We start from the raw sequence: 25046 nt of genomic DNA on the forward strand, positions 1-25046 counted from the left end.
CGTTGCCCCTGTTGCCAACACGACGGGGATCATGAGTCGCCGGGACGACCTTGCAGAACCGGGCCAGTACGTTGCCGAGGGCAGAGCGGCAAACCGAGAGGTGCGCTTTCCTCCGCGCGGGTTCACGGGCCGACGCCAGCCCCCGGTGCCGACGTCAGCCCCCGGTACCGACGCTTCCCCGGTCCAGTGCGGTGGAGTGCCTCAGTGCGAGGGCCGCGATGTCGTCGTCGAGCCTTCCGCCGCTGTGCCGGAGCAGATCCCGGTGCAGCTGGTCCAGCACCTCGCGGGGGTGCTCCCGGTCCTGCCGCTTCATCCAGTCCGACAAGGGGAAGAACCGGCCCGTGCGGTCCCGGGTCTCCGATACGCCGTCCGTGTAGAGCAGCAATTGATCACCCGGGGCGAAGGAGACGCTGTCGACCCAGTAGCGGTCACCGATGAGCGCCGCGAGGTTGAGGGGCGGGGAGGGGATGGTGGGCTCCAGGACCCTGACCTTCCCACCATGCGCGATCAGTGGCGGGGGATGCCCGCAGTTGAGAAGTCGTAGCCGGCCGCCGCCGTGCGGGATCTCGGCGAGGAGAGCGGTGGCGAAGTGCTCGGGCTGGTCCTGGACGGGAAACGCGGCGCTGTGGCGTATGACGGTGGTCTCCAGGCGGTGGACGATGCCCTGCAGGTCGGGTTCGTCGTAGGCGGCCTCCCTGAAGCAGCTGATCACCGCCGAGGCCGCGCCGACAGCGGACAGGCCCTTGCCCCGCACGTCGCCTATGAGCAGCCGGACCCCGTGCGGGGTACCGATCGCCTCGTAGAAGTCGCCGCCGATCCGGGCCTGTTCCTGGGCTGCCAGATACAGCGATTCGATCTCGACGCCCTCGATGCGGCGCGGCAGCGGGCGCAGCAGCACCTTCTGGGCCGTGTCGGCGACAAGCCGGACCTGGAAGAGCGTCTCCTCCCGCTGAAGCCGGACATGACTACCGTATGCGGCCGCCAAGGTGACCGCGATGATCGCGGCCGACGTGTACTGCGTCCCCAGATCGGTGTGGAAGAAGCTGAGGACGATCATGAGCAGGAGGCAGAACACCCCCAGCGACATCGTGGGGAGCACCGGCCACATCGCGGCCGCAAGGGCGGGTGCGGCGGGCAGGAGGCGGCTGAATGCGATCTCCCTGGGGGTGGAGAACGCCAGGCCGGCGATGAGAACGGTCAGGATCAGCGGCGACAGCCGGGCAGCTTCCCATCGGCCGCTGTAGGCGGGGCGACGGCGCCACGGCCGTGCAGACGTGATCACAAAAGCATCTTATCGGTCCAATCGGGCACGGGGGGTGGAAGGATCTTCCGCGCACGAGATGCCGCGGCGGACGATCTGGGTTCCGAGAGGTGAGAACGCGCGGCGCACGGCTGCGCAAAAGCCCGAGACCGGTCGAACAAGGATCGGACGCGCCCTGGCCACTTGGGATCACCAGTGTTACAAAGGTCGCATGGCGAGTCCTTTCGCCCGTCTTCGACACCTGTCGGTCAAGCGTCTGATCATCAAGAGCACGCGGACTGTTGCCGGGCAGGTGTTGGTTTTCCAGGTAGCCCTGGTAGTGCTGCTCGTGGCCTGCGGCGTCTTCGCTCTGATCCTGCAGTCGGAGCGGGACACCAGCGCCGAGGCCAGGCGCCGCTCCATGGCCGTGGCGCAGACCTTCGCGCACTCGCCAGGCGTCCAGGCGGCACTGCGGACCCCGGACCCCAGCAAGACCCTCCAGCCGCTCACCGAGGCGGCGCGCCGGGCCGCCGACGTCGACTTCATCGTGGTCATGGACACCGAGGGCATCCGGTACACGCACCCCTTGCCGGACCGGATCGGGCGGCGGTTCGTGGGTGAGATCGGGCCGTCGCTGGCAGGGAGGGTCTACGTGGAGAGCGTCGACGGGCCGCTCGGCCGCGAGGTACAGGCCACGGTCCCGGTCGAGAGCGCCGACAGCGAGGTGGTGGCCCTCGTCTCGGCCGGGATGAAGGTCGAGAATGTCGAAAGTCAGTTGAACCGGCAACTACCAATCATCCTGGGCGCGGGGGCGGGAGCGCTCGTGCTGTCCGCCACCGTGACGGCGCTGGTGGGCAGGCGGCTGCGACGGCAGACACACAGCCTGGCCCCGGACGAGATGGCGCTGATGTACGAGCACCACGACACAGTGCTCCACTCCGTTCGCGAAGGGGTGCTGATCGTGGCCGCCGACGGACGGCTGATGCTGGCGAACGACGAGGCCAGACGACTGCTGGAGCTGCCCCGGGACATCGAGGGGCGGCTCGTCTCGGAACTGCCGGGCCTCGATCCCGAGACGAAGGCGCTCCTCGCCTCCGGGCGTGAGGTCACCGACGAGGTGCACCTCGCGGGAGAGCGGCTCATCGCGGTCAACCAGCGGCCCACGGGTCGCGAGGGAGGCCCCAGAGAAACGGTGGTGACACTACGCGACTCCACCGAGCTCCAGGCGGTGACGGGCAGGGCGGAGGTGGCACGGGAGCGGCTCAGGCTGCTGTACGACGCCGGACTGCGCATCGGCACCACCCTGGACGTGCTGCGCACCGCCGATGAGTTGGCCCGGGTCCCCATCCCCCGCTTCGCCGACTTCGTCACCGTGGACCTGGCCGACGCCGTCCTGCACGGCGAGGAGCCGGCCCCCACGGGGACGGACATGCGACGCGCGGCCGTGTCCGGCATCGTGGACAACCACCCGCTCACCGAACAGGGCCGGCTATTCGACTATCTCCCCGCCACGCCGCAGGCGCGCGGCTTCGGCAGCGGCCGCTCCCAGCTCGTGAGCGATCTGCCGACCGCCACGGACTGGCGCGTGCAGGACCCGGAGCGGGCCAAGGCGATCATCGACTACGGCATCCACTCCCTCATCACCGCCCCCATCCAGGCCCGCGGCGTCGTGCTGGGCATGGCCACCTTCTGGCGCACGCAACAGCATGAGCGCTTCAACGACGAGGACGTGTCGCTGGCGGAAGAACTGGTGGCCCGTGCCGCGATCAGCATCGACAACGCCCGCCGCTACACCCGCGAGCACGCCCTGGCGGTCACCCTCCAGCGCAGTCTGCTGCCGCAGGCCATGCCCGAGCAGAACGCCCTCGACATCGCCTACCGCTACCTCCCCGCCCAGTCGGGCGTGGGCGGAGACTGGTTCGACGTGATTCCCATGCCGGGCAGCCGGGTGGCACTGGCCGTCGGAGATGTGGTCGGGCACGGCCTCCACGCCGCCGCCACGATGGGACGGCTGCGTACGGCGGTGCACAACTTCTCCGCCCTCGATCTGCCCCCCGACGAGCTGCTGAGCCATCTGGACGACCTGGTCGGAAGCATCGACCAGAGCGAGGCGGCGGAGAGCGCGGCGGGCGTCGTGGGCGCGACCTGCCTGTACGGGATCTACGACCCCGTGACGCGCCGCTACGTCATGGCACGGGCGGGGCATCTGGTGCCCGCGCTGGTCCGGCCTGACGGGACCGTCACGTTCCCGGACGTGCCCGCCGGTCCACCGCTGGGCCTCGGCGGCATGCCGTTCCAGACCGCTGAGTTCTGCCTCGATGAGGGAACCCAGCTCGTCCTGTACACCGACGGCCTCATCGAGGACCGCAGACGCGACCTGGATGTGGGAATGGAGCTGCTGCGCGAAGCGCTCACCGGCAGCCCGGGTCGGTCACCCGAGGAGACCTGCCAAAACGTGCTGGACCGTGTGCTTCCCGGACGCCCCAAGGACGACGTCGCCCTGCTCGTCGCCCGCACGCGGCAACTGCCGCCCGACCGGATCGCCGACTGGGACGTACCACCGGACCCCGCCGCTGTCGCGGGTATGCGCGACGCCGTGTCCCGAAAGCTCGAAGCATGGGGCCTGTCGGAGGTCGCCTTCACCCTGGAGCTCATCCTGAGCGAGCTCATCACCAACGCCATCCGCTACGGCTCCGGGCCGATCCACGTGCGGCTGATCCGCGACCGGACGCTGATCTGCGAGGTGGCCGACGGCAGCAGCACCTCGCCACATCTGCGCTACGCCGCGACGACGGACGAGGGCGGCCGGGGCCTGTTCCTGGTGTCGCAGATGGCTGAGCGCTGGGGAACCCGGTACACCCCGCAAGGAAAGGTGATCTGGGCCGAACAGGCCCTGCCCCAAGGGCTTGCGGATCATTGACACGTCGTCTTGATCTCGCTGTGGGGATCTCCCGCCGGGCCGAGGACCCGAGCCCGGCGGACCCCAAGGACGTCGGGCTGCCGAGCCATCCACCCCTGATCAGTCCCGTGTCCAGGGCGATGATGCAGACGGCGATCGCTCACTCGATCCGGGCGTGTCGCGGGTGACACGGCCATGGCCGCCGTCCTGCCTGTCACGGAACCCTCCGACCACGGCCCAAGTCCGGCCGGGCGTTGCACGACAAGCAGATGATGAGCTGAGGCCGCGTCGGATACCCGCCGGGCTCGTCAGCGCAGCGGCTTGTCCAGGACCGCCTTGCGGTGGCTGAAGGTCTCTATGGAGTAGCGGCCGTGGTAGTTGCCCATGCCGCTCTCTCCCACCCCGCCGAACGGCAGGTCGGAGACGGTCAGATGGGCCAGCGGCAGGCCGTACCCCAGGCCGCCCGAAGAGGTCTCGGCGGCGAACCGGCTCCGTGTCCCGTCGGACTCGGTGAAGACGTACAGGGCGAGCGGCTTGTCCCGGTCGTTGACGAAGTCGATCGCCTCGTCGAGGCCGGGGACCGTGACGATCGGGAGGATGGGGCCGAAGATCTCCTCGCGCATGACGGGCGCGTCGGCGGCGACGTCGGCCAGGACGGTGGGCGCGAGGTACTTCGCCGCCCGGTCGCTCGTGCCGCCGACCACGGTGCGGCCGGAGTCGAGCAGGCCGGCGAGCCGGTCGAAGTGCCGTTCGTTGATGATCCGCCCGTACTCGCCGGAGGCGGCCGGGTCGCTGCCGTACAGCGCCTTCACGGCGTTCGCGAGCAGCGGTTCCAGGGCCGCCGCGGTATCCGGATCGGTCAGGACGTAGTCGGGGGCGACGCAGGTCTGTCCGGCGTTGAGGAACTTGCCGCGGGCCAGCCGGTCCGCGACGACGGCCAGGTCGGTGTCGCGGTCGACGAACGCCGGTGACTTGCCGCCGAGTTCGAGCGTGACCGGGGTGAGGTGCTCGGCGGCGGCGCGCAGCACGATACGGCCGACCGTGCCGTTGCCGGTGTAGAAGATGTGGTCGAAACGCTCGGCCAGCAGCGCCGTGGTCTCGGGAACGCCGCCCTCCACCACGGCGACCGCGTCGGTGTCGAGGTACACCGGCAGCAGCCGGGCCAGGACGGAGGAGGTGGCGGGGGCCAGCTCGCTCGGCTTGGCGATCACCGCATTGCCGGCGGCCAGGGCCCCGACCACGGGGGCGAGCAGGAGCTGGGCCGGATAGTTCCAGGGCGCGATGACGAGAACGACGCCGAGGGGGTCGTACTGCGTCCAGACCGTCACGTCGGCGCCGAGGTGGGCCGGGGCAGGGGCGGGCTCGGGGCGCAGCCAGTCGGCGAGGTGGTCGAGGGTGTGGTCGATCTCGCGGACGGTGAAGTCGATCTCTGTGCGGAAGGCCTCTGTGGGGCTCTTGCCCAGGTCGGCGTGGAGGGCGGCGACCAGGTCCGTGCCGTTCTCGGTGAGCATGTCACGCAGTCGGCGCAATTGGGTCACGCGCCACTCGGCCGGCTTGGTCCGGCCGGTGCGGAAGGTGGTGCGCAGGCGGGCGACGACGTCGGCGGGCTGCTCAGGGGCGGAGTGGTTCACGGGTACCTCACAGGGCTCACAGTCAGATGTATATGCCAACCTTCTGCCCGCCCTCCTGCATTCCACCGCTTCCGCACCCCATCCGTGCCGTGTGTCACAGCGGATCGAGCCCCACTCGCCGACCAGGAGTGAATCCCGCGCCGACAACCATCCCGTCGCCGACGTCCTGCGCCGCGGCTGCCGCCAGGCGGGATTCGAGCCGCGGATCGGCTGCTCCTCGCACGGCTGCCAGGAGGCACAGGCCATGGTCGCCGCCGGGCCCGGCATCGCCCTCGCCCTCCGCCTGGCGCTCACCAGCCGGCGCAGCGACGTACACCTTCTGTCCTTCGCGTCAGACGCCCCGGCCCCCACCCGTCGCACCCTCCTCGCCCGCGGGTCCCTTCCGCTCCCGCAGCCCGCCCCACCACCCCACCCGAGCAGGTGATGGATCGCGTCCTGTGCGCGGTGGCGCAGCGGTTCACCGCGCCCGGCCTGCACCGGGCCCGGCCTGCACCGCGCCCGGCCTGCATCGGGCCCGGCTCGGGACGGTTCGCCGCGGCTGAGTTCACGGACCACTCGGCCGTGGCCTGTACGACCTGCAAGGTTCCGTCAGGGCCGGACCAACGCCGACGGTGGACCTCACGCGGCACGCGGCATGACAAGCTGTGCTCTCCAACGCCCGAGCCCAGGAGGTCACCATGGCCGAAGAGTCTGCAACACCAGAAGGTTCGGAGCCGGCTGACGCCGAGAGCCCCGCCCTCACACCCGACGCTGACGGCCAGTACGACCTGAAGCGCAAGTTCCGGGAGGCTTTGGCCCGTAAGCGCGGTATGCAGGCGGATGCCGCCGACCTCGCGGCGAATCCTCACGCGTCGAAGATCCGCGGCGCGCACGGCCCGGCTGCCAACCAGCGTTCGTTCCGGCGTAAGAGCGGCGGCTGAGGCGAGAACGACCGCTAGACGAGACCCGGCAGGACACAGCCCGCCAACTCTTACCGACGAGGCGGCTTGTGCCCTGCCGGGGGCGAGGGAGGGCCTGCTGTGGCGTACGGACTCGGTGTGTCCCGGAAGTACTGAGGGCGAGCCGGTGCGCCGCTCCCGAAGGAACCGACGTCCGGGCCTGAAGCAGACCGCGGGGAACGGCGATTGCAACCCCAACGCCCCGCCCGGCCCGGGCCGTGACGCCTCGGGAGAACCATGCCCGGTCCGCCCGGCGTCCCTGCAGACCAAGTGAGCCGCCTGTACGGAGCCTTGAACGGCGACGCCCAGTCCTCCGCTGTCACCTCGGGCAGGTGCCCGCAGCCTGATCCAGCGCTACGGGCACGGGAGACATACGCGGCAGTCAGCCCGGGTCGATCACTCCGACCACCTGCCCGGACCAGCGGCGTACGCTCAGAGAGCGCCGCAGTCGGCGATGGTGATGGTGGCCGAGGTACGGCCGGACCGCGAGCCGTAGCCCTCGATCTTCCGTACGACCTCCATGCTGCTCTCGTCGGCGACCTCACCGAACACGACGTGCTTGCCGTCCAGCCAGGACGTCACGATCGTGGTGATGAAGAACTGCGAGCCGTTCGTGTTCGGGCCGGCGTTGGCCATGGAGAGCTGGCCGGGCTTGGTGTGCTTGAGCGTGAAGTTCTCATCGGCGAACTTCTCGCCGTAGATGCTCTTGCCGCCCGTACCGTCACCGCGGGTGAAGTCGCCGCCCTGGAGCATGAACTCCGGGATGACGCGGTGGAAGGACGAGCCCTTGTAGCCGAAGCCCTTCTCGCCGGTCGCCAGCGCGCGGAAGTTCTCCACGGTCTTGGGGGCGACGTCGTCGAACAGGTCCATGTTGATCCGGCCGGCGGGAACATCGTCGATGGTGATGTCAAAGAATACCTTGATAGTCATGCCCCCCATCTTGACACCTGGCGCCCTCCGGGCCGATTCGGGCACCCCGAGGACCCTCCGCGTGCTTACCGACCGTGGCGGCCTGGTTTTCTCTCGATGGTGCGCATGAGCAGGGGTGCAGGGGTGCAGGGGGGTGCTCATCAGCGGTACCGGAAGCATCCAGCCACGCACTGTGCCTTCCACCGCCGCGGCGGCCGTTCGGGTGCTCCGACCCGAGCACTACCACTGGCAACGTCCTGTTCAAGCCTTCCTTGATCACCACATGTGCTGCTGCGGGGACCGATTGTCACTGCCGGCTGTCACCATGGGCGGTCCGGTCGCTTCGAGGGGGAGGCATCCATGCCTTGGATAGCTCCGTATGTGCGTTCTGACGGGACACCGGTGCGGGGGCATTCGCGGTGGCCCGCGGGTGCCAGACGAGAGATGACGATCTTCGCCGGCTTCGCGTCAGCCGTGGTTGCGTTAGGCAACGGCAACGGCAACGCCTCGGCGGGGAGCGGAGAGGCGGCCCCGCGGCCGCAGTCGACCGTGCGGTATCCGATCCGGTTCGACGACGCTCCGCCGCCGCGCATCGCGCAGCCGCGGCCCACGGTGTCGTATCCCGTCCGGTTCCCTGAGGCGGAGGTGAGCCGATGACGCGCCGGCGGCCGCCGGCACGGCGGCGTCCCCGACGCCCGAGCAAGCGGCAGCAGCAGAAGGACGCTCAGCTGATCGTCTTCGCTGTGTTGGCGGCGGCGGTCATCGGCTTGGTGGTGATGGTGGTCAACTGGCTGATCGCCCACTGGTGGGTGCTCCTCGTTACCCTGGTGCTCGCCGTGCTCGCCGGCATCGGCCGGCTCTCCAACCTCCGGCAGCAGGCCCGTTGGAATGCCGTCCGCGCGCAGGGCCTGCGCTACGGGCTGCCTCAGCTGGATGCGCTGCATCACGCCAAGTTCGAGGAGGCGGTCCGGGATCTGATGCGCCGCGACGGCTGCCAGGACGCTCAGCGGGTCGGCGGGGGCGGCGACCTGGGTGCAGATGTGAAAGCCACCGACCCGCTCGGGCGGCGCTGGGTGATCCAGTGCAAGCACCGCCGCAACGGCGTCCGGGGCTCGGCCGTGGGCACGCCGGATCTACAGGTCCTCAACGGGACAGCGCGGCCGGTGCACGGCGCGGACATCGCGGTGATCGTGACGAACGGCCGGGTGACCAGACCGGCGGTGGACTTCGCCAAGCAGCAGCGGTTGCACGTGGTGGACCGCCAGACCCTGGCTGTGTGGGCCTCGGGCTCCCGGCCGTTGTGGGAGCTGCTGCGGGCTGTTCCGCCCCCCAGGCGGCCCACGTCGCTGAGCTGAACCGCGGAGCTTGTCAGGCTGCGACCTCGCGGTTGAGGGCGACTCGGCGCAGTGGCCGGGGTCCCCTCAACAACAAGATCACCCTCCACCCCTCGCCGCACGGGTCCGTCGAGGATGCGCAGGCCGATGTCAGGCCGGCAGTGGGGCAGGCAGGGAGGCCGGAGGCCGTCAACCGGCGGGCTTCGTCGCGGTTGATGGCCTCCGGCCGCGGTCCCTGCGGCGTAGCAGCGGCCAGTTGCTGCACCTTCGACTTCCGGGACGAGGCACGCGAAGCGCTCGGTATGGTGGCGGCGGACCGCGTCACCTGCGGTTGGACCGCCGTGCCGGGGCCGGCCCGACCCGGATCCGGCCCCGGCGGCGTGGCCCGGCCCGAGCCCCTCGGCCGGCCTGCTCTACCCTGATGGGCACGGCCGGTGCGATTTTCGGCCTGAGCGGCGATGCAATCAGGTCACGTGAGTCTTGTGAACACCGGGCCGTGGCCCGGACATAGACGCTCGCACTCCCTGGGCCCAGTGGACCGCTGCACACGACTGAATGCCTGTCAGGGAGGACCGTTGCACCACGACGAGCGGGCAGAGCGGCCCGGAAGCCAGGGAGAGCATCAGATCCAGCGTGATCTGGGCACCGTAGATCGCGCAGATCGCTTCTACGGCGAACAGGTGCTCGACCGGCTCAACTCGCGGATGACGGAGTTCGTTGCCCGTCAGGAGATGTTCTTCCTCGCCACTGCGGACGGGCACGGGGAGTGCGACAGCACGTTCCGGGCCGGACCACCCGGCTTTCTCCAGGTGATCGATGCCACGACCCTGGCATACCCGGAGTACCGCGGGAACGGGGTCATGGCCTCGCTCGGCAACATCCGGGAGAACCCACACGTCGGGATCCTGATGATCGACTTCTCCCAGGACCGCATCGGCTTGCACGTCAACGGCCGCGCCCAGTTGGTCACCGACGAGGCCATGCGCCGCAGGTACCCCGGCCTCCCTGTCGATGCGGTCCCGGGCCGCCGTCCTCAGATGTGGGTGGAGGTCGAGGTCCAGGAGGCATACATCCACTGCTCGAAGCACATACCGAGGCTGGTCAAGGCGCCGCTGCGGCAGAGCGTCGACGGGGGACAGGGTGCGGCCCGTGACGGCGGGCAGGCGTGGGGCACGGACGACGTCAGGCGCAAGGGCGGCGACTACTTCGGAGCGGCGGCCCGAGGCCACGGGCTGGCTCCGCGCTGAGAAGGGAACACGGCGGCGGCGCTTCGCGGCGTGGGGGGGGCTACGCCCCGAGTCCTTGGCCGCGACCGTTGCCTCGACGGTCCGCGATCGGCTACTGAGCGTGTTCCCTATGGTCGCCGGTGGCTGACTGCGACGATTCGCAGGGCGGAGTGAGTACGGCCGCCCCGGCGGCTGTGCCTTTGTGACCTTGTGTCCCCCTGGCCCGTGGCTTCCTTCGGCCGAATAATCGGCGCACGGACTCACCAAATGGAGATGGCGTCCCAGTCCAAGGGAGACGCGCATCAAACGCCCATCAGGACACGATCAAGTGCCGCCCGGCCTGCAGGTCCCCAGTTCGGCTTGCCGCCGGGAAGACCCCGATCTCCGTTCTGCCCCATGAGCATCAGGAAGAGGCCCTTCATCGCGGCCAGCCCGCGCGCACGCCGGATCGCAGCCTCGTCTGCATGCGCGTACATCTCGAAGAACCGTGAGGCCATGCCCGCGGGTAGCAGCACCCATGCGGCGGCGAGATCCCACGCCGGATCGCCGGCGCACATGGCACCGAAGTCGACGATGCCCGAGAGGGTTCCGTCCGAGACGACGACGTTCGCGGGATGAAGGTCAGCGTGCACCCATACCGCCGGGCGTTCCCACTCGGGGGCCGCTACGGCATCGTCCCAGACAGCCCGGACCTCGTCGGCAATGTCACCGGGGACCACAGCTTCGAAGAAGTGGTCGAAGCCGTCCGTGCACTTCTTGGGGTGAGCGCCGAAGTCCGAGCTGATCGGCGCCTCGGCGGGTGCCTCCACGTGGAGCGCCCTGAGGAAGCCGGCCAGTGTGTCGGCCGCGTGGGCGCCGCGGCGGATCGAGCCGTGGTCCAGCGGCTGGCCGTGGACCCACGTCATGACGGTCCAGTGCTTGGGGAAGCGCTCGGACGGTTCGCCGAACCGGACCGGAGACGGCACCGGGAGCGGCAGGCGCGGGGCCAGCACGGGTAGCCACCGCCGCTCCTTGAGCTGGAGTTCAGGGGTGGGGTCCATGCGCTGCATGCGCACGGCCAACTCGTCCCCGAGACGCCACATCTGGTTGCCCCAGCCGCCCGCCACCTCCCGGATGGTCAGCCCTGCGAGGTCTGGATGTTGCTCCTTCAGCAGGTCGCGAACCAGGTCTGCGGTGATCTCGATCTCGATGTCGGTCATGCGAAGTCACAGTAGTGAGGGCAGGTCCACCGGATCACCGATGGAGACGTTCTGCCTCGCCGCCCGGACCTCCCACGAGAGGCTGCAGGAGGACGAGCGGGGCCGATCACCCGCCAGTCCACCTGGTGTGAGACGGCCTGGCTGTCCAGCGGCCCGTTGCCTGCCCCGGGCTCCTGCGCACCGTCCCCGGCGTGGAGGCCGTCGCCGGCTGCGAGGCCCGGCTGGGGGAGTGATGGGCCGTGGGGGGTGGATCTGCGGTCAGTCTGTGAGCACGTAGCAGGTGGCGTGGGCTGCGCCGTGCTCGTTCCAGTCCCATTTGTCGGTGGGCCAGGTGAACCAGTGCGTGTCTCGCTCGGCGGACTCTGCGCGCCAGGCGGCGGGGGAGGCCGGGACTGCCCGGTCGCAGGCGGCATCGGCTCGCCGCCGGGCCTCGTCTGCCCCCGGGTAGGTGAGGTTCAGCTCCGGCTGGGCCAGGACGCGGGCGCCGTGCTTCGTCTCGCACGGGCGGCCTACGACCATGCGGTCCGAGCTGGTGCCGGTGTGCGGGTCGAAGCAGGCGCCCGGCTCCAGTTCGTCGATCTCCCGGACCGTGTCCTGCGCGGGGAGCTGACGGGCGGCGGACGGCAGCTTCGGGGCGGGCGCGCCGTGTCGGCTGATGGTCAGCTCGGCCCGGATTGTCTTCAGGCTGCGCAGCGAACCCCACTTCCGTGCCTTCAGGGCTCCCAGATCGGCCGAGGCGCGGGTGAGGCGTCCCTCGCCGTCGGCGTGGAGCTCGAGGTCGACGGGCAGCGGCGCGGCGGCCTCGTCGGTGCCGCGGTGCAGCAGGTCCCGCAGGTCTTTGGGGAACAGGGCGAGGGCCGCGGGAGCGGGGGTGCGGACCGTGTATGTGCGGCCGGTCCGCGCCGCAGCGGACTTCGTCACCCGCCCCCCGGAGGCGAGCAGCTCCAGCAGCGTCCCGCCGAACGGGACCTGAGTGCCGGCCAAGGACTCGACGTTGCGGTTGCCGTCGAGGGTGAAGTCGATCGGGGCATGGCGGATCCAGTACGGCGCGGCGCCCGGCCGCACCAGCACATCCGTCCCGTCGACGGCCACGCCCAGCTGTGACGGCTGGGGGGACGGCGCGGGGGAGCGGCCCAGCAGCGCCTCCCGCTCGGCCGTGGTGACGCGCTTGGTGAAGATCCAGGACCTGGTACCGACGGCGTGCCCCGCCTTCGGGGCCATCCGGCCCTCGCTCGTCAGCTCCGCCTCCCCGGCGCCGAGTTCGAAGGTCGTGGTCTGCCGGAACACGAAACCGTCCGTCGCCAGGGTCGCTTCGAGGGCCTTGGCGGGCTGCTGATCCCTCGGGGCCGAGAAGACGGGGTGCTCGGCCGGTTCACCGGCCGAACACCCCGTGACCAACAGGGCGGCCGCGGCTGTGGCCACACCGAAACGGGCGCGTGCGAGGGAGGGATGACGGGATATCACGACGGTATGACAGCAGCCCCCGCTCCACGGTTGCACGCCGGGCGATAACGGAACCGCAACGCAACCGCGAGGCCGCGGAACCCGCTACCGGCCCCTACGAACCTCCGCTCCACCGGCAGGCGCCTGGGCAGCGGGGTGAAACCTCCGTCCCTGGAGTGCCCCGGCGACCCGGCGCCTTCGACTCAACAGGCGACACCCGTCTCATCGCGTCAGTGGCAGTGGCTCGTACCGATCCACGGCTCCGCACGGCGATCGCGGACCGCCTCACTTTCACCGTCCACCGAAACCAACCGAGTCCTTCTCCCGCGTACACGGAGCCTTCTTCAGCCTCGTACTGAAGGTGCGAGTGGAGCGTCTGGAGGAATATCCCTTGCGGTCAAGGGTGGTGACCGTCCTACGGTTGCTCCCCGTGAGCATCGAGATGCCCTACCAGCCACTTCCGATCGACCAGTCGGACGTGCGCTACATCCACGGGCCTGATTCCGTTCCACAGCCGGGCGTGCCCGCCGGCGAGACGGTCGCGTTCGAGTGGAGCGGCAGCGAGGTCTACCCGGGAACCTTCCGGAAGTTCTGGGTACACGTGCCTGCACAGTACGACCCAGCGGATCCGGCATCCCTGATGGTGTTCCAGGACGGATGGTGGTACCTGGACCCCGCAGGGGAGGTACGCGGCGCGATCGTCCTGGACAACCTCATTCACCGCGGCGACATCCCCGTCACCATCGGCGTGTTCGTCGATCCTGGTGTCTTCCCCGACGCGGAGAACCCGAAGAACCGCAACAACGAGTACGACGCCTTCGACGACCGGTACGTCACCTTCCTCCTCACCGAGATCATCCCGCAGGTCGCGGAGCGCTACACCATCGCCCAGTCGCCCGAAAGGTGGGGCATCTGCGGCGGGAGCAGCGGCGGCAACTGCGCCTTCACCGCCGCGTGGCTGCGTCCGGACACGTTCCGTCGCGTCATCGGATACCTGTCCAGCTTCGCGCAGATGCCGGACGGCAACCCCTACCCGGGCCTCATCTCCCGCGTCCCCCGCAAGCCGCTGCGCATCTTCATGCAAGGCGGCCACCGCGACCTGCACTGGAACGAGCCACAGTGGAACTGGCTCGCCGAAAATCTGCGCGTGGCAGCCGCTCTCGCTGAAGCGGGCTACGACTTCCGCCTCGTCCTGGGGGACGGCGGACACAGCCCCAACCACGGCGGCGTCCTGCTGCCGGACGCTCTGCGCTGGCTGTGGCGGCCCAAGGAGGGTTGATCGATACCTGCATCATGCAACCTGGCGGTGCCGGCCGCGGTGAGATGTGCTGCACCCCGGCCGCACAGAGGAGTGAAGCTCCGGGAAGCGAGTGCACAATCAAGGTCGCTCGCTTGACCAGGAGCGTCGTCGTGCTTGCCTACCCGTCCGCGATCGACCTGCCCAGCTCACGACTACGCTACCCGAGCGGGTAGCTCGCCGAGCGCCGCCGACAGCTCGGCACCCGCTGGCGGCGCCTGCCTGACCTGCAGCCACAGCCGATCCGGTTGCAGAAGGGCTGATGATCTGGAGCGCGGCGCTGGAGTGAGCAGATGACCGCGGCGTCAACCGCTCGTTCCCCACCCTCCGTTCGATCCCTGGCGGTCGCCGCTGCCGTTCGGTGTCACACCGCGAACCCCGACCGTGGCGCAGGCCGTGTTCGACGGGCGTTGCGTCAGGACGGAATGGTCGTTGTACGGGTGGACGACTGGCGAGACGGAATCACCGTCGGCCTGGAGACCGGCTGTCGACGAGGAGTGAATCATGGTGAGCGTGGGTTCCTCGGGCGGGCGAAGTCCCGTTGCTTCTGCGGCCGACGCCGAAGGCGCCCGCTCGCTCGCCGCCGCGTCAAGCGTCGCCGCTCCACCTGCCGTTGTCCCTTCGCTTCGTCACTTGGCCGTCATTCCCGACGGCAACCGGCGCTGGGCCGAGGACAAGGGCCTGCCGAGCCTGGAGGGCCATCGACGCGGCTGCGAGCGGACGCTGGAACTACTCGACCGATGCCGTACGGACACGGGGATCGAGGTCGTCACGCTGTGGACGACGTCCGTGGAGAACCTCCGCCGGCCGCGGGCGGAGGTGGACCAGGGGCTGCCGGTCATCGCCGCGTTCGTAGGACACCTCGCATCCTTGGGACAGTGGCGTATCGGGTTCCTCGGCAATCTGGATCTTCTCCCGCCACCGGTGACGGAAGAGCTCCGCGACCACGCGCACCGCAGCAGCACCGTGCGGGGCCCGCTGGTGAATTTCGCGATGGCGTACAGCGGGCAGGAGGAGATCACCCGAGCAGTGCGCAGACTCCTGGAAAGCCGTACCGCAGAGGGCAACCCCCTTTCCGAGGGCGCGCCGGTCGACGCTGTCGAACTGGCCCGGCATCTCGACACCGCCGGGCAGCCCGATCCGGATCTGGTGATCCGCACCTCTGGCGAGACCCGGCTCTCGGGCTTCATGCCGTGGCAGACGTTGCACTCCGAGCTGCACTTCTCTCCCCTCCTGTGGCCTGACTTCGACGAGTCGGCCTTGGAGGAGGCATGTGAGGACTATCGGAGCCGTCGGCAGCGCAGAGGACTGTGACGTGCCGACCGCCGTCGGAACCGCACCGGGAACACGCATTTGTGATCGAGCAGACGAGGACACCTGTGATGCGAACGACCGGTCGTCAGGCACGTGCGCTGGACGGGGACACCTCGGCCACGGCCACGCGCGGGCCCAGCCTGCACATGAGGGATGTGCGCAAGAGCTACCGCGGCCGCCCGGTCCTCCGGGGGGTGTCACTGGATTTGTTTCCGGGGCAGTTGGTAGGGGTGGTGGGTGAGAACGGCGCGGGCAAGAGCACGCTGTTGCGGATCCTCACCGGCGACCTGGCCGCAGACAGCGGAGTGGCGCAATGCCGGGGGACGGTGGGCAGCTGCCCACAGGACGCGCTGCTCCATGGGGCGTTCACCGTCGAGCAGCACCTGCGGTTCTTCCAGACGGCCTACGGCCTGAACCGTCTCGACCGGGCCTATGAGCTGCTGGATCAGCTGAACTGCACCGGCTACCGGAACCAGCGCGTTGAAACGCTCAGCGGCGGCACCCGGCAGAAGCTCAACCTCGTGCTCGCCCTGATGCACGATCCGCAGGTGCTGCTCCTGGACGAGCCGTACCAGGGCTTCGACTGGGACACCTACCTGCGCTTCTGGGACCTGGCCCGGGCTCTGTGCGACCGGGGCTGCGCAGTGCTGGTCGTGTCCCACCTCGCCTACGACGCCTCCCGCCTGGACATCCTGTACCGCCTGGGCGCAGGCGTGCTGCGCGAAGCGGAACAGTGCGGCACGAGCGGGTGGGGATCGTGAACCGGTGGTGGTCCTGCCTGTGGACCGCGCTGCGGTTCGCGCTCATCGAACAGGCCCGCAACCGGCTGGCGCTGCTCATCGTGCTGCTGTTCGTCCCGCTGTGGACGACCCTGGCGTTCGAGGTGGTGGCCCGGACACCGCTGCGTTTCCACGTGCGCCCGGTGGGCCGCTGGCTGGTCATGGACGCCAACGTCCTCACCCAGATCACCGGGGCACTGCAAGCGCTGACCTTGGTCATCGCCTTCATGATGTTCATCGCCACAGCCCGCTCCGCACTGTTCGACCGGCGCCTGGTGCAGGTCGGCTACCCCCGGTCCTGTCTGGCGGCGGCGAAATGCGCCACGCTGATCCTGGTTGCCGCCGTGGTCGCGGTCTATGCCACCGCCTGGACCCACCTGCTGTGGCACCCGGCGCAGCCCATGGTCTTCGCCGCGGGCATGTTCACCGGCGCCCTCACCTACGGAGCGTTCGGCATCGTGCTCGCGGCCGTGCTGCGCAGCGAACTCGCCGGAATGTTCCTGGCCATCATGACCAGCTCCATCGACCTGTTGTTGCAGAACCCGATGATCAACCCGAACGCCGACAGTCCTGTCGTGCGCTACCTCCCCGCCCACGGCGCGGTGCAGGCCTCCGTCGCAGCCGGTGGCCTGCACACCGTGCCTTGGAGCTCCTTGCTGCTGGGCGCCGGCTGGGCTCTCGGCATGACCGCGCTGGGCATGACGGCCTTCGCCGTACGCACCCGCACGCAGCGCCTACCGGCCACCCAGGCGGCTGATCAGCACACCGCTAGGAGCGCCACTACTTCCGGGGCGCCGTGACATGCCGTTCGCTCGCAGCAGGCCGGGTACCTGGTCTGCCTTGATCGCCGCAAACCGTATGGGGGCCGCCCGGCACACTGAGCTCTCGCCGTGGGCGTCGCGCCCGGGACATGAGGCGCGTTCTTCCTCGGGCGTCCGAGCCGCCGAGCCCACAGGGGCATCGTCACCGGCGTCCGGCGGGCGCTATCGAGTCCGTTCCATGGCCCACTGCGGCAGGTACTCGAAGAACGCGACCGCCTCCGGGCGCCACCTCGGGCGCCAGTCGGCCGCCTCGGCCGAGGCCAGTTCCGCGTAGTGCTGCATGTCGCTGCGCATCTTCGCCGGCACCCCCCGGCGCTCGGCGATCTCGCGGACGGCCGCGATGGTCTCCTCGGTGCAGTTCTGGTCACCGAGCGCGGACTCCACCACGGTCTTCTCGGCATCCGTGGCGGACGCGAGGATGGCATGGACGGTGTAGTTGCGCCGCCCGCCCCGGATGTCGGCCCCCATGGGCTTGCCCATGATGTGTGCGTCTCCGAACAGGTCGAGGTAGTCGTCGCGCATCTGCCCGCTGATCCCCACCAGCCGGGCGTAGCGGCGCAGCTCTTCCTCGATGACGGCGGGTTGGTCGCCCGCGGCGAGCAACCCCAGCTGGATGGGGGCCAGGACCGAGTAGCGGGCGGTCTTGTAGTCGGCCACGCAGTGCAGCGCTTCCTCGTCCGTGGCCGGGGAGAAGTCGCGCTCGAGGTCGAGGATCTGGCCCACGAAGGTGTCCGACGCCGCCCTGGTCTGCACTTCGACCATGGCCTGCCGGATCGCAGGGGGTGCTGTGGACTCCAGCAGTACCCGCAGGGACAGAGCGAGCGCGAGGTCGCCCGCAAGGATGGCCAGTCCGATGGCGGCCTGCGGACGGTCGGGGAACTTGTGCTGGTAGGCGTGGTAGGTGGAGGGGCCGTTCCGGCGGGTGGGGCTGTCGTCGATGATGTCGTCGTGGATCAGCCCGTGCGTCTGTAGCAGCTCGACGCTCAGCGCGGCAACATCCGCTGCCCCGACCGGCTCGTCGGTCACCAGACCGGCGGCTTCATATACCAGCGCCACGCGCATCCGCTTCCCCCCGCGCAACGACAGATCCCGCAGCAGGTTCAGGCACTCGGGCGTGAACCTGCTGAACGACGGCACCTCGAGATCAGTGCCGAGCGTGTGGAAGTACTCCTCGAACAGCGTGCTGAAGCGGCTCTCGTATCCGGCCAGACGCGCCCGGATCTGGACGGTCGGGACAGCGGTGTCAGTCACAGGGGAGACCTCCTGATCGAAAGGACTGGGGACAGGCGCAGACCGGTCGGCGGCAGCCGGGAGCGAAGCACCGGTGTGCGCTGCACTGCCCGGCCGGTGCACCAGCGCTCTACGACGGCCTGTCGGGACTGGGAAGCCCCGGGCTCAGGAGCTGTAGGAGACGGCGGCAACGGCCAGCCCGTGCAACGCGCGGTAGGCGGCGGGCGGGAACGCAGCCGTCTCCAGCGCCTGCACGACGTCATCGTACCGAGCAGTGATCATGGCCTCTGTTCGTTCTCGCGCTCCCGTCGATTCCAGGATGGTTCTCACTTCGCCCGCCCCACGCTCGTCCAGGTCGGACCGGCCCACCAGGTCACCAAGACGCTGCCGCTGCTCGGGACCGGCCATCTGCATGCCCAGAGCCAGGAGCACTGTGCGCTTGCCCTCCCGCAGATCACCCAGTCCCGCAGCACACGCTCCGTCCGTGCTGCCGAACACGTCCAGCAGATCATCCCGGAGCTGGAAAGCCTCGCCCAGCGGCAGCCCGAGGTCCGTGAACCGGTCCAGGACCTCCGCGCCGGCCCCGGCGACGGCAGCGCCCAACTGCAGGGGACGCTCGACTGTCGCAGTAGCGGTCTTGTAGCGGACGATCCGCAACGCCGCCTCGACATCGTCCGCGTCCCGGCCGGTGCCCATCACGTCCAAGTACTGGCCGTACATCACCTCTTCCAGCATCGCGTCGTACAACGCGTGCACCGCTTGCCGCCTTTCGCACGACAGCTGAGCGGTGTGCAGCAGCTCCTGCGCCCAGATCAGAGCAAGGTTGCCCACCAGCAGGGCGCCACCCGCACCCAGCCGCTCCGCTCGCTGCGACGGAACCAGGCGGGTGCGCAGGGCCCGGTGAACGGCGGGGCGGCCACGGCGGCTGACCGAGTCGTCCATGATGTCGTCGTGAATGAGGGCGAAGGCTACGAACAGCTCAAGCGACGCGGCCACCCGCACAGCGGACTCCGAGTCCCCACGGCCGCCGGCGGCATGCCAGCCCACCACACACAGCAGGGCACGGATGCGTTTGCCGCCGGCGGTCAGAAAGGACCGCAGCGTGTCCACGACCTCCGGTGGAAGGTTCCGCCCGCCCGCCGAGCGGATCTTGCCGTCCAGGAAACCCTGCAGTACCGCATCGACTCGCTCGCGCACCGACGGCAGGTCGATCTCTTCCTGGATCGCAGTGGCAGCCGATGTCACAGGCCCACCCCTGCGACCCGGGCCACATGCTGACCGGACGGGCTCGAGAAAAGCGGAACCCGGCAGTTCGGCCCGGCCGGTACGCCCGGTTTCCGCAACAGTCTGCGACGCCTGCAGCGCCACGTCACGCATTTGATCTGCATGCATCCTCAACGACAGGAACGGTGCTGGATCACGCCCGCTCCACAGCGGTCCGGCGCTCCTGAACCAGCAGACGCAGACACGCCACCGGCTGGTCCCGCACGGGACCGCGCGCGACACCGGCACCCCGAGAAGCGATGGCCCGAAGCCGCTGATGGTGCAGACGCAACACACAGCGCACCAACGGACGATGAGGCTCTGCGACTTCGTCGACGATTCGGCTCGCCTCTTCGAGCGTGGCATGCGCCGTGTCGGCGGTCGCTGAGATGAGTGCGCGGACACCGGGAGTGTCCCGGCCCTGCTCGAGATCGCCACGCGTCACGCCGTGCCGCTGAAGGTCATCGACAGGCAGGTAGAGGTTTCCGCCCCGCAGATCCTCCGCCAGGTCGGCGAGGAAATCGGTGCGCTGGCACCCGTCGGCGAGCAGCCGGCAGGAGCGGGCGAACTGCTCGTCACCACCACCTGGCTGCACCAGGCCGGTGGTGAGCATGGCGAACGGCCAGGTGAGCTGATCGATGTATGCCTGGTAGTCGGATTCGTTGACGAAGCCCGGGAAGCCCAGATCGATCTGCGTACCCTCCAGGTAGGACTCAACCCAGCGCCGCGGCAGGCCACACTCTGCGGAAGTGTGCAGGAAGGCCCGGAGCAGCGGGTGCTCCACCCGGCCGGTGTCCAACCCGGTCCGCACCAGGCTCACCCACCGGTCGAAGCGTCGCCTGCGCTCCTCGAGGGCGCCCGAATCACACACATCGTCGGTGAAGGACGCGAACGCGAAACCGGCGAGCAGATGCGGCTGGGATGCCGCCGGCGCCAGAACCCGAGCAGCGGCGTAAGCCGCCGGATCACTACGCATGAGGAACCGCGCTACGTGACCGTAGTCGGCTCGCAGCCGCCGCCCTTCCACTCCCGCCGCATCCAGACACCGCCGCCAAGAACGCACGGGCTTCCCTCGCTCACATAGAGAGGCGTGCAGGCAGGAGGACATACACACCAACGCCGATCCGTCAGATCAACGAACGGAGCACGTCATCTGTCACGCCATCGACCGCACTCTTCGCCCCCAGGGCCAACCACGCGCGCCCGTACGCCAGCACCGGAATCGAGCGGGCGGCCGGATTCCGTGACCGCTACCTGGAGGCGGGAATCCGGCTCCCCGCCTCCAGGATCGTGCGCTCCGCCTTCGACGCCGCGGGGGGCCGCCTGGCTGCCGAGCGACTCCTGCGCGGACGGGTGCGGCCGATGGCGATCTTCGCCGTCAATGACTTCGCCGCGATCGGGTTCCTGGGCACCCTGCGCGACCACGGTCTGCGCCCCGGCATGGACGTGGCGGTGGCGGGCTTCAACGACACGCCGCTGGCGCGGGAGTTGCCCATCCCGCTGACCACCGTACGTTCCCCCATGCACGAGATGGGAAGCCTCGCCGTCGAACTGCTCGTCCGACGTCTTGACGGCGAGCAGGTGAAGTCCGAACGGCTGCCTCCCGAGCTGGTGGTCAGGGCCTCCACCGACCCCACCCTGCCGTCCCCCGTCATCCTGGACCTCTGAGGGCGGGGTCCCGCCGACCTGGGGACGGCCCCCGCCGGACTGCCGGCCTCAACGCCAGGAGCAGCCGGCCGCTCCGGCGGCGGGGACACCACCTCGGCCGCTCGCGATACGCGAGCTGCTCCTGGGGGTCGAGGAGTCATTCCTGACCTTCGGCCCGCTGGGCACCATGATCATCATCATGCTCGGCCTCGCCGTCGCCGACCGCTCCGGCATGCTCGAGTCCCTGGCCCGGCATGCCCTGGGCCGGGTGAGCCCCGGCTACGCCGTGTTCGCGGTCTGCCTCGCCGGCGCGCTGTCGAAGTTCCTCTCCTACAGCGCGTACGTCATTCTCATCCCGCTGGCAGCCCTGGTCTTCAAGGCGGTCGGACGATCTCCCGTGCTGGGCATGATCGTGGGTTTCCTGCCGTCCCGGAGGGAGAGGCGAGTCCGCCCGCGCTGGTCAGGAGGGCTTGATGGTGCCGTCGGGGTAGATGACAACGACCCGGTCCGGGCCGTTGTTCGAGAAGGAGCCGTTCTGTGCCGCGAAGACGACGATGTCGGAGCGGGGGTGAGGAAGTTGGTGTCGTCGATGTTGGGCAGGCCGCCGGTGACCAGGCGGACCGGGCCGGGCGTGCCAGCGGCGGTGACCGGGATCCGCAGCGGTGTTCCCTTGTCGAAGCTGGTGGCCCACAGGGCGCCGTTGTGGAACCGGAGCCCGTTGGCGCCGATCGGCAGGACTTCGGTGGGCACCGGTGCGAGAGCGGTGTCGGTCAGCCACGGGGCGGACGCTCCGCCGGCGACCGGGACGGACGCCGGGGCCAGGACGGCCGCAGTAGCGGCGACCGTCAGCGCGATGACGCCGTTCCTCTTCGCCTTCCCGAAACGCCGGGTGCTCTATGCACCGCGCCGGACCGTGTCCTGGTGCCGCTGCATGACTCTCCTGGGTACATCAGCGGTTGTCTGAAAGGCAGCGTCAGTTCGGCATCCGGTTGAACTTGCGAACGATACGGTCGAAGATCCGGGCCGGAAGGACGCGATGGAACGCGCTGATGCCGGCGGCCGTCGAGCCGGCGGTGCGCCGCAGTTTCGGGTTCTTGTCAGTGGCCGCCGCGAGGATCACCTTGGCCACGGTGGCGGGATCGTCGCCGCCGCTGAGGTTCTTGGCCAGCACTTCGTCGAAGTTGCGCCGTCCTGACGCGTAGAGCGGCAACAGTGTGTCGCCCTGCACGCTGTGGTCCCCGAACGGGGTGTTGATCGGGCCGGGCTCGAGGTGGCCATCCCGGTGGCGAGGCTCCAGCACAGGAGTCGGCCGGTGTACTGGACGCCACGGGCAGGCCGGTCGGATGTGCGGCGGGTGCGGCAAGAGGGCAGAACTCTGCCGGGTTCACTCATCGCGGGGGAGTCCTTCGCAGGGCGTGGGCAGTGGCGGAATGTGCCGGACGGCGTAAGTGTGCATGGAGTGAAGCTGTGGCCACACCGGTCCTGTGTACCGGTCGCTTGCTCTGAGACAAGTCGTGCCGGTGTGGTTTCGCGTTCAAGGGCTGGTAAGCGCTCACTGTGTCTATTACTGCCAGGTCTGAACCTGGCCGAAAAGTGATCGCTAGCCGTGCGCGATGTACCGATTGAGGCCTAGTCGAAGGATTTCGGTCAGTGTGACCCCAGAAATCGATAACGGAACAGACAATTCCCCCCTTCAGGGCTGGCGGGTTACTCGGATGTGTCCACGTTCGCCCAGTGGAAGTGGTCGGGCTGATTCCGGCCCGCATGAGGCGGGTGTTGCGGGGCACGGCCGGACGGTTTGTGTGCTTCTTGTGACAGGTTGTGGGGCTGAGGTGACCGTGTGGGTCACCAGTTCTGACTGTCTGTCTGACTTCCTGTGGGGGGAAGCTGATGCATTCACGTGCTGGAAGCACGTCGTTTCGGCGTGCCCGGAGAACACACAGAACCGCTCTCGTTGCGGCGATCACCACGGCCGCCGTGGTGATCGCCGCAGCACCCGGTCTGGCGGCTATCCCGAAGCCGGAGCTGCCGGAGCCGGAGAGTCCCTGGACGAGACCGACCAAGGTGGAGGCTCCCGCGACGCCGGCCGGCTCGGTCAAAGCGCCGGACTCTCAGGCTGAGGCCGAGCCGTCCGCCGAAGTCGCGGCCTGGCGGGCGGTGCAGAAGGCTCGTGCCACCGGCGGGAAGGCCAAGGGATCCGTGGCCCGCCCGGCGGCCGCTGCCGAGGCCACGCCCTTCACCCCGGAGGGGCAGGGCGAGGTGCCCTGGCACCGCATCATCGATACGCGCCTGAACGATGCGCTGGTGGCGCGGGTGAACGTCTCCAACGGCAACCTGATGCTCGCCGCGACGGACTTCGACATCGCCGGTGTCGGCCAGAAAATTCAGCTCACCCGCACGTACAACTCCCTCGAGGCGCCGTGGGGGAAGGTGTCGCAGCGCTGGTGGCAGGCCTACGAGCGCTATCTCCAGGCCGGCGACGGTGAGGTGGTCGTCTACGACGCCACGGGCGACACGCTGCGGTTCAAGGAGACGTCCACGGGCGGCTACACCACGCCGACGGGCTACTCCAAGGATCTGAAGAGGAACGCGGACGGCATCTACACCCTGACCGACCGCAAGTCGGGCACGAAGGACACCTACGACGAGCACGGCACCCTGACGAAGGTCACGGACAAGAACGACGGTGTGATCACCGTCGACCAGCACGACGAGGGCAGCGAGCACAAGGGCTTCAAGCTGACCGAGACCCGCTCGGGCGGGTGGATCGACCTGGTGAAGACGGACCCCAGCCAGTGGCAGGCCAAGGACCACACGGGCCGCACGGCCGTGTTCGACCTTGACCCGGCGGGCAACCTGGCGAAGGTCACCGACACCGACGGCAAGGCCACCGCCTACGCGTACGACTCCTCTCGCCGCCTGACGAAGGTGACCACGCCCGAGGGCACCATCACGCTGTTCACCTACGACGCCCACAACCGCGTCAGGTCCATGCAGCGCGCCACCGAGGTGACCGGCAACGGCCACATCGGTCCGACCTGGCGCTACGACTACACGGCCGACACCCCCTCCGACGCGGGCACCACGACGGTGACCGATCCCGACGGCGACGCCACCAAGTACGTGCACAACGCGGACGGCGAGGTCACCAAGGTCACCGACCCGCTGGACCACTCACGCCACGCGAAGTACACGAACCGTCTCCTGCAGACCGCGATCGATGCGATGGGCACGGGCATGGACGGCACCGGCGGCAACACCACCACTTACGGCTGGGACGGCCGCAACAACGCCATCTCCCAGAAGCTCCCGCTCGGCGCGACGGCGTCCGTGACGGCTTACCAAACGGTCGCAGGCACGGATCTGCCGAACGATTTCACCACTGCGGACGGCCGCAAGGACACCTTCAAGTACGACACCAACGGCAACACGATGTCGGTGACGACGACCGGTACCGCAGGCGGAACGCGCGAGTACACGTACAACAAGGACACCCCGACCTGCGGCGGCTTCGAGGGCCAGCGCTGCACCGCCAAGGACGCGGGCGGCAAGGTCACCTCGTTCACGTACGACGCCAAGGGCAACCTCAAGACCGTCACTCCGCCGGCGCCGCTGGGCAAGACGACCTACACGTACGACGCGCTGGGCCGGGTGGAGACCGTCACCGACGGGCGCGGTATCAAGACGGTCTACGTGTACGACAACCGCGACCGCGTGACGAAGGTGTCCTCGACCAACGCCACGGTCACCTACTCCTACGACGGCGACGGCAACGTCAGATCCCGCACGGACGCCTCCGGCAGCACGGGCTGGACCTACGACAAGCTCAACCGCGAGAGCGTCCGCACCCTGCAGAACGGCGCCCAGACGGCGCTG

At 69.2% G+C, this 25046-nt stretch carries 22 protein-coding genes; 13 read left to right on the forward strand and 9 right to left on the reverse strand.

Annotation, left to right across the window (positions count from 1 at the left end):
- Positions 1-154: 154 nt before the first annotated feature.
- On the reverse strand, positions 155-1282 hold the full coding sequence (locus tag ACFY9S_RS31005; protein WP_391134799.1) for a SpoIIE family protein phosphatase: 1128 nt from the start codon (positions 1280-1282) through the stop codon (positions 155-157).
- A gap of 190 nt (positions 1283-1472) precedes the next feature.
- On the opposite strand from ACFY9S_RS31005, the gene ACFY9S_RS31010 reads away from it, so the two are divergent.
- Entirely contained in the window at positions 1473-4160 is a 2688-nt protein-coding gene (locus tag ACFY9S_RS31010; RefSeq protein ID WP_391134802.1) for a SpoIIE family protein phosphatase, read from the forward strand.
- 287 nt (positions 4161-4447) lie between these two features.
- Here the strand turns inward: ACFY9S_RS31010 and ACFY9S_RS31015 are convergent, their stop codons facing one another.
- Entirely contained in the window at positions 4448-5770 is a 1323-nt protein-coding gene (locus tag ACFY9S_RS31015) for an aldehyde dehydrogenase family protein (RefSeq protein ID WP_391134805.1), read from the reverse strand.
- A gap of 91 nt (positions 5771-5861) precedes the next feature.
- On the opposite strand from ACFY9S_RS31015, the gene ACFY9S_RS31020 reads away from it, so the two are divergent.
- Positions 5862-6194: a hypothetical protein gene (locus tag ACFY9S_RS31020; protein ID WP_391134808.1), complete on the forward strand. Its 333-nt coding sequence runs from the start codon at positions 5862-5864 to the stop codon at positions 6192-6194.
- Between the two features lie 253 nt (positions 6195-6447).
- Complete coding sequence (locus ACFY9S_RS31025; RefSeq protein ID WP_391134810.1) at positions 6448-6690, forward strand: DUF5302 family protein; 243 nt, start codon at positions 6448-6450, stop codon at positions 6688-6690.
- 450 nt (positions 6691-7140) lie between these two features.
- On the opposite strand, the gene ACFY9S_RS31030 is transcribed toward ACFY9S_RS31025, so the two are convergent.
- Complete coding sequence (locus ACFY9S_RS31030; RefSeq protein WP_391134813.1) at positions 7141-7638, reverse strand: peptidylprolyl isomerase; 498 nt, start codon at positions 7636-7638, stop codon at positions 7141-7143.
- A 423-nt stretch (positions 7639-8061) separates the two neighbouring features.
- Between ACFY9S_RS31030 and ACFY9S_RS31035 the strand changes: the two genes are divergently transcribed.
- From ACFY9S_RS31035 to ACFY9S_RS31045, 3 genes are all read left to right on the forward strand, one after another.
- A complete protein-coding gene (locus tag ACFY9S_RS31035; RefSeq protein WP_391134816.1) occupies positions 8062-8274 on the forward strand; it encodes a hypothetical protein in 213 nt (70 codons plus the stop codon).
- Complete coding sequence (locus ACFY9S_RS31040; protein ID WP_391134819.1) at positions 8271-8972, forward strand: restriction endonuclease; 702 nt, start codon at positions 8271-8273, stop codon at positions 8970-8972. The genes ACFY9S_RS31035 and ACFY9S_RS31040 overlap by 4 nt, the downstream gene beginning before the upstream one ends.
- 683 nt (positions 8973-9655) lie before the next feature.
- Positions 9656-10198: a pyridoxamine 5'-phosphate oxidase family protein gene (locus ACFY9S_RS31045; protein ID WP_391134821.1), complete on the forward strand. Its 543-nt coding sequence runs from the start codon at positions 9656-9658 to the stop codon at positions 10196-10198.
- Positions 10199-10479: 281 nt separating this feature from the next.
- Here the strand turns inward: ACFY9S_RS31045 and ACFY9S_RS31050 are convergent, their stop codons facing one another.
- Both ACFY9S_RS31050 and ACFY9S_RS31055 read right to left on the reverse strand, forming a co-directional pair.
- Positions 10480-11376 carry a phosphotransferase gene (locus ACFY9S_RS31050; protein ID WP_391134824.1) on the reverse strand — a complete coding sequence of 299 codons (897 nt, stop codon included), beginning with the start codon at positions 11374-11376 and terminating at the stop codon, positions 10480-10482.
- 258 nt (positions 11377-11634) lie between these two features.
- Positions 11635-12840, reverse strand: a complete 1206-nt coding sequence (locus tag ACFY9S_RS31055) for a hypothetical protein (RefSeq protein WP_391134827.1) — start codon at positions 12838-12840, stop codon at positions 11635-11637.
- 409 nt (positions 12841-13249) lie between these two features.
- Here ACFY9S_RS31055 and ACFY9S_RS31060 point away from each other — a divergent pair, with 409 nt between their 5' ends.
- The 4 genes from ACFY9S_RS31060 (at position 13250) to ACFY9S_RS31075 (ending at position 17009) form a co-directional block, all read left to right on the forward strand.
- Complete coding sequence (locus ACFY9S_RS31060) at positions 13250-14098, forward strand: alpha/beta hydrolase-fold protein (RefSeq protein ID WP_391134830.1); 849 nt, start codon at positions 13250-13252, stop codon at positions 14096-14098.
- Positions 14099-14749: 651 nt separating this feature from the next.
- Positions 14750-15430 carry a polyprenyl diphosphate synthase gene (gene uppS / locus ACFY9S_RS31065; RefSeq protein ID WP_391134832.1) on the forward strand — a complete coding sequence of 227 codons (681 nt, stop codon included), beginning with the start codon at positions 14750-14752 and terminating at the stop codon, positions 15428-15430.
- Positions 15431-15576: 146 nt separating this feature from the next.
- A complete protein-coding gene (locus ACFY9S_RS31070) occupies positions 15577-16191 on the forward strand; it encodes an ATP-binding cassette domain-containing protein (protein WP_391134868.1) in 615 nt (204 codons plus the stop codon).
- Positions 16188-17009, forward strand: coding sequence for an ABC transporter permease (locus tag ACFY9S_RS31075; RefSeq protein ID WP_391134835.1), 822 nt, complete (start codon positions 16188-16190; stop codon positions 17007-17009). The genes ACFY9S_RS31070 and ACFY9S_RS31075 overlap by 4 nt, the downstream gene beginning before the upstream one ends.
- A gap of 183 nt (positions 17010-17192) precedes the next feature.
- Here ACFY9S_RS31075 and ACFY9S_RS31080 read toward each other — a convergent pair whose 3' ends face one another.
- From ACFY9S_RS31080 to ACFY9S_RS31090, 3 genes are all read right to left on the reverse strand, one after another.
- Positions 17193-18281 (reverse strand): polyprenyl synthetase family protein, encoded by a 1089-nt coding sequence (locus ACFY9S_RS31080; RefSeq protein ID WP_391134838.1) that lies wholly within the window; start codon positions 18279-18281, stop codon positions 17193-17195.
- A 144-nt stretch (positions 18282-18425) separates the two neighbouring features.
- The gene (locus ACFY9S_RS31085) at positions 18426-19628 is read right to left on the reverse strand and encodes a polyprenyl synthetase family protein (RefSeq protein ID WP_391134841.1); all 1203 of its coding nucleotides are present in this window, start codon (positions 19626-19628) and stop codon (positions 18426-18428) included.
- Positions 19629-19677: 49 nt separating this feature from the next.
- Positions 19678-20499 carry a squalene/phytoene synthase family protein gene (locus ACFY9S_RS31090; protein ID WP_391134844.1) on the reverse strand — a complete coding sequence of 274 codons (822 nt, stop codon included), beginning with the start codon at positions 20497-20499 and terminating at the stop codon, positions 19678-19680.
- Between the two features lie 245 nt (positions 20500-20744).
- On the opposite strand from ACFY9S_RS31090, the gene ACFY9S_RS31095 reads away from it, so the two are divergent.
- Together ACFY9S_RS31095 and ACFY9S_RS31100 are read left to right on the forward strand one after the other, a co-directional pair.
- Positions 20745-21191 carry a substrate-binding domain-containing protein gene (locus ACFY9S_RS31095; protein WP_391134871.1) on the forward strand — a complete coding sequence of 149 codons (447 nt, stop codon included), beginning with the start codon at positions 20745-20747 and terminating at the stop codon, positions 21189-21191.
- A 121-nt stretch (positions 21192-21312) separates the two neighbouring features.
- Positions 21313-22134, forward strand: coding sequence for an AbgT family transporter (locus tag ACFY9S_RS31100; RefSeq protein ID WP_391134874.1), 822 nt, complete (start codon positions 21313-21315; stop codon positions 22132-22134).
- A 9-nt stretch (positions 22135-22143) separates the two neighbouring features.
- On the opposite strand, the gene ACFY9S_RS31105 is transcribed toward ACFY9S_RS31100, so the two are convergent.
- Positions 22144-22398, reverse strand: coding sequence for a hypothetical protein (locus ACFY9S_RS31105; protein ID WP_391134847.1), 255 nt, complete (start codon positions 22396-22398; stop codon positions 22144-22146).
- A gap of 749 nt (positions 22399-23147) precedes the next feature.
- Between ACFY9S_RS31105 and ACFY9S_RS31110 the strand changes: the two genes are divergently transcribed.
- Positions 23148-25046 (forward strand): DUF6531 domain-containing protein (locus ACFY9S_RS31110; RefSeq protein WP_391134850.1); only part of this gene is annotated, 1899 nt, incomplete at its 3' end.

It is taken from the genome of Streptomyces sp. NPDC012474, from assembly GCF_042955185.1.
Classification (GTDB): domain Bacteria; phylum Actinomycetota; class Actinomycetes; order Streptomycetales; family Streptomycetaceae; genus Streptomyces; species Streptomyces cahuitamycinicus.

Bases quoted from the DNA above. Each gene is read 5' to 3' on its own strand.
- ACFY9S_RS31010 (WP_391134802.1), top strand. From the start codon at position 1,473: ATGGCGAGTCCTTTCGCCCGTCTTCGACACCTGTCGGTCAAGCGTCTG.
- ACFY9S_RS31025 (WP_391134810.1), top strand. From the start codon at position 6,448: ATGGCCGAAGAGTCTGCAACACCAGAAGGTTCGGAGCCGGCTGACGCC.
- ACFY9S_RS31030 (WP_391134813.1), bottom strand. From the start codon at position 7,638: ATGACTATCAAGGTATTCTTTGACATCACCATCGACGATGTTCCCGCC.
- ACFY9S_RS31035 (WP_391134816.1), top strand. From the start codon at position 8,062: ATGACGATCTTCGCCGGCTTCGCGTCAGCCGTGGTTGCGTTAGGCAAC.
- ACFY9S_RS31040 (WP_391134819.1), top strand. From the start codon at position 8,271: ATGACGCGCCGGCGGCCGCCGGCACGGCGGCGTCCCCGACGCCCGAGC.
- ACFY9S_RS31045 (WP_391134821.1), top strand. From the start codon at position 9,656: ATGACGGAGTTCGTTGCCCGTCAGGAGATGTTCTTCCTCGCCACTGCG.
- ACFY9S_RS31050 (WP_391134824.1), bottom strand. From the start codon at position 11,376: ATGACCGACATCGAGATCGAGATCACCGCAGACCTGGTTCGCGACCTG.
- ACFY9S_RS31070 (WP_391134868.1), top strand. From the start codon at position 15,577: ATGAGGGATGTGCGCAAGAGCTACCGCGGCCGCCCGGTCCTCCGGGGG.
- ACFY9S_RS31090 (WP_391134844.1), bottom strand. From the start codon at position 20,499: ATGCGTAGTGATCCGGCGGCTTACGCCGCTGCTCGGGTTCTGGCGCCG.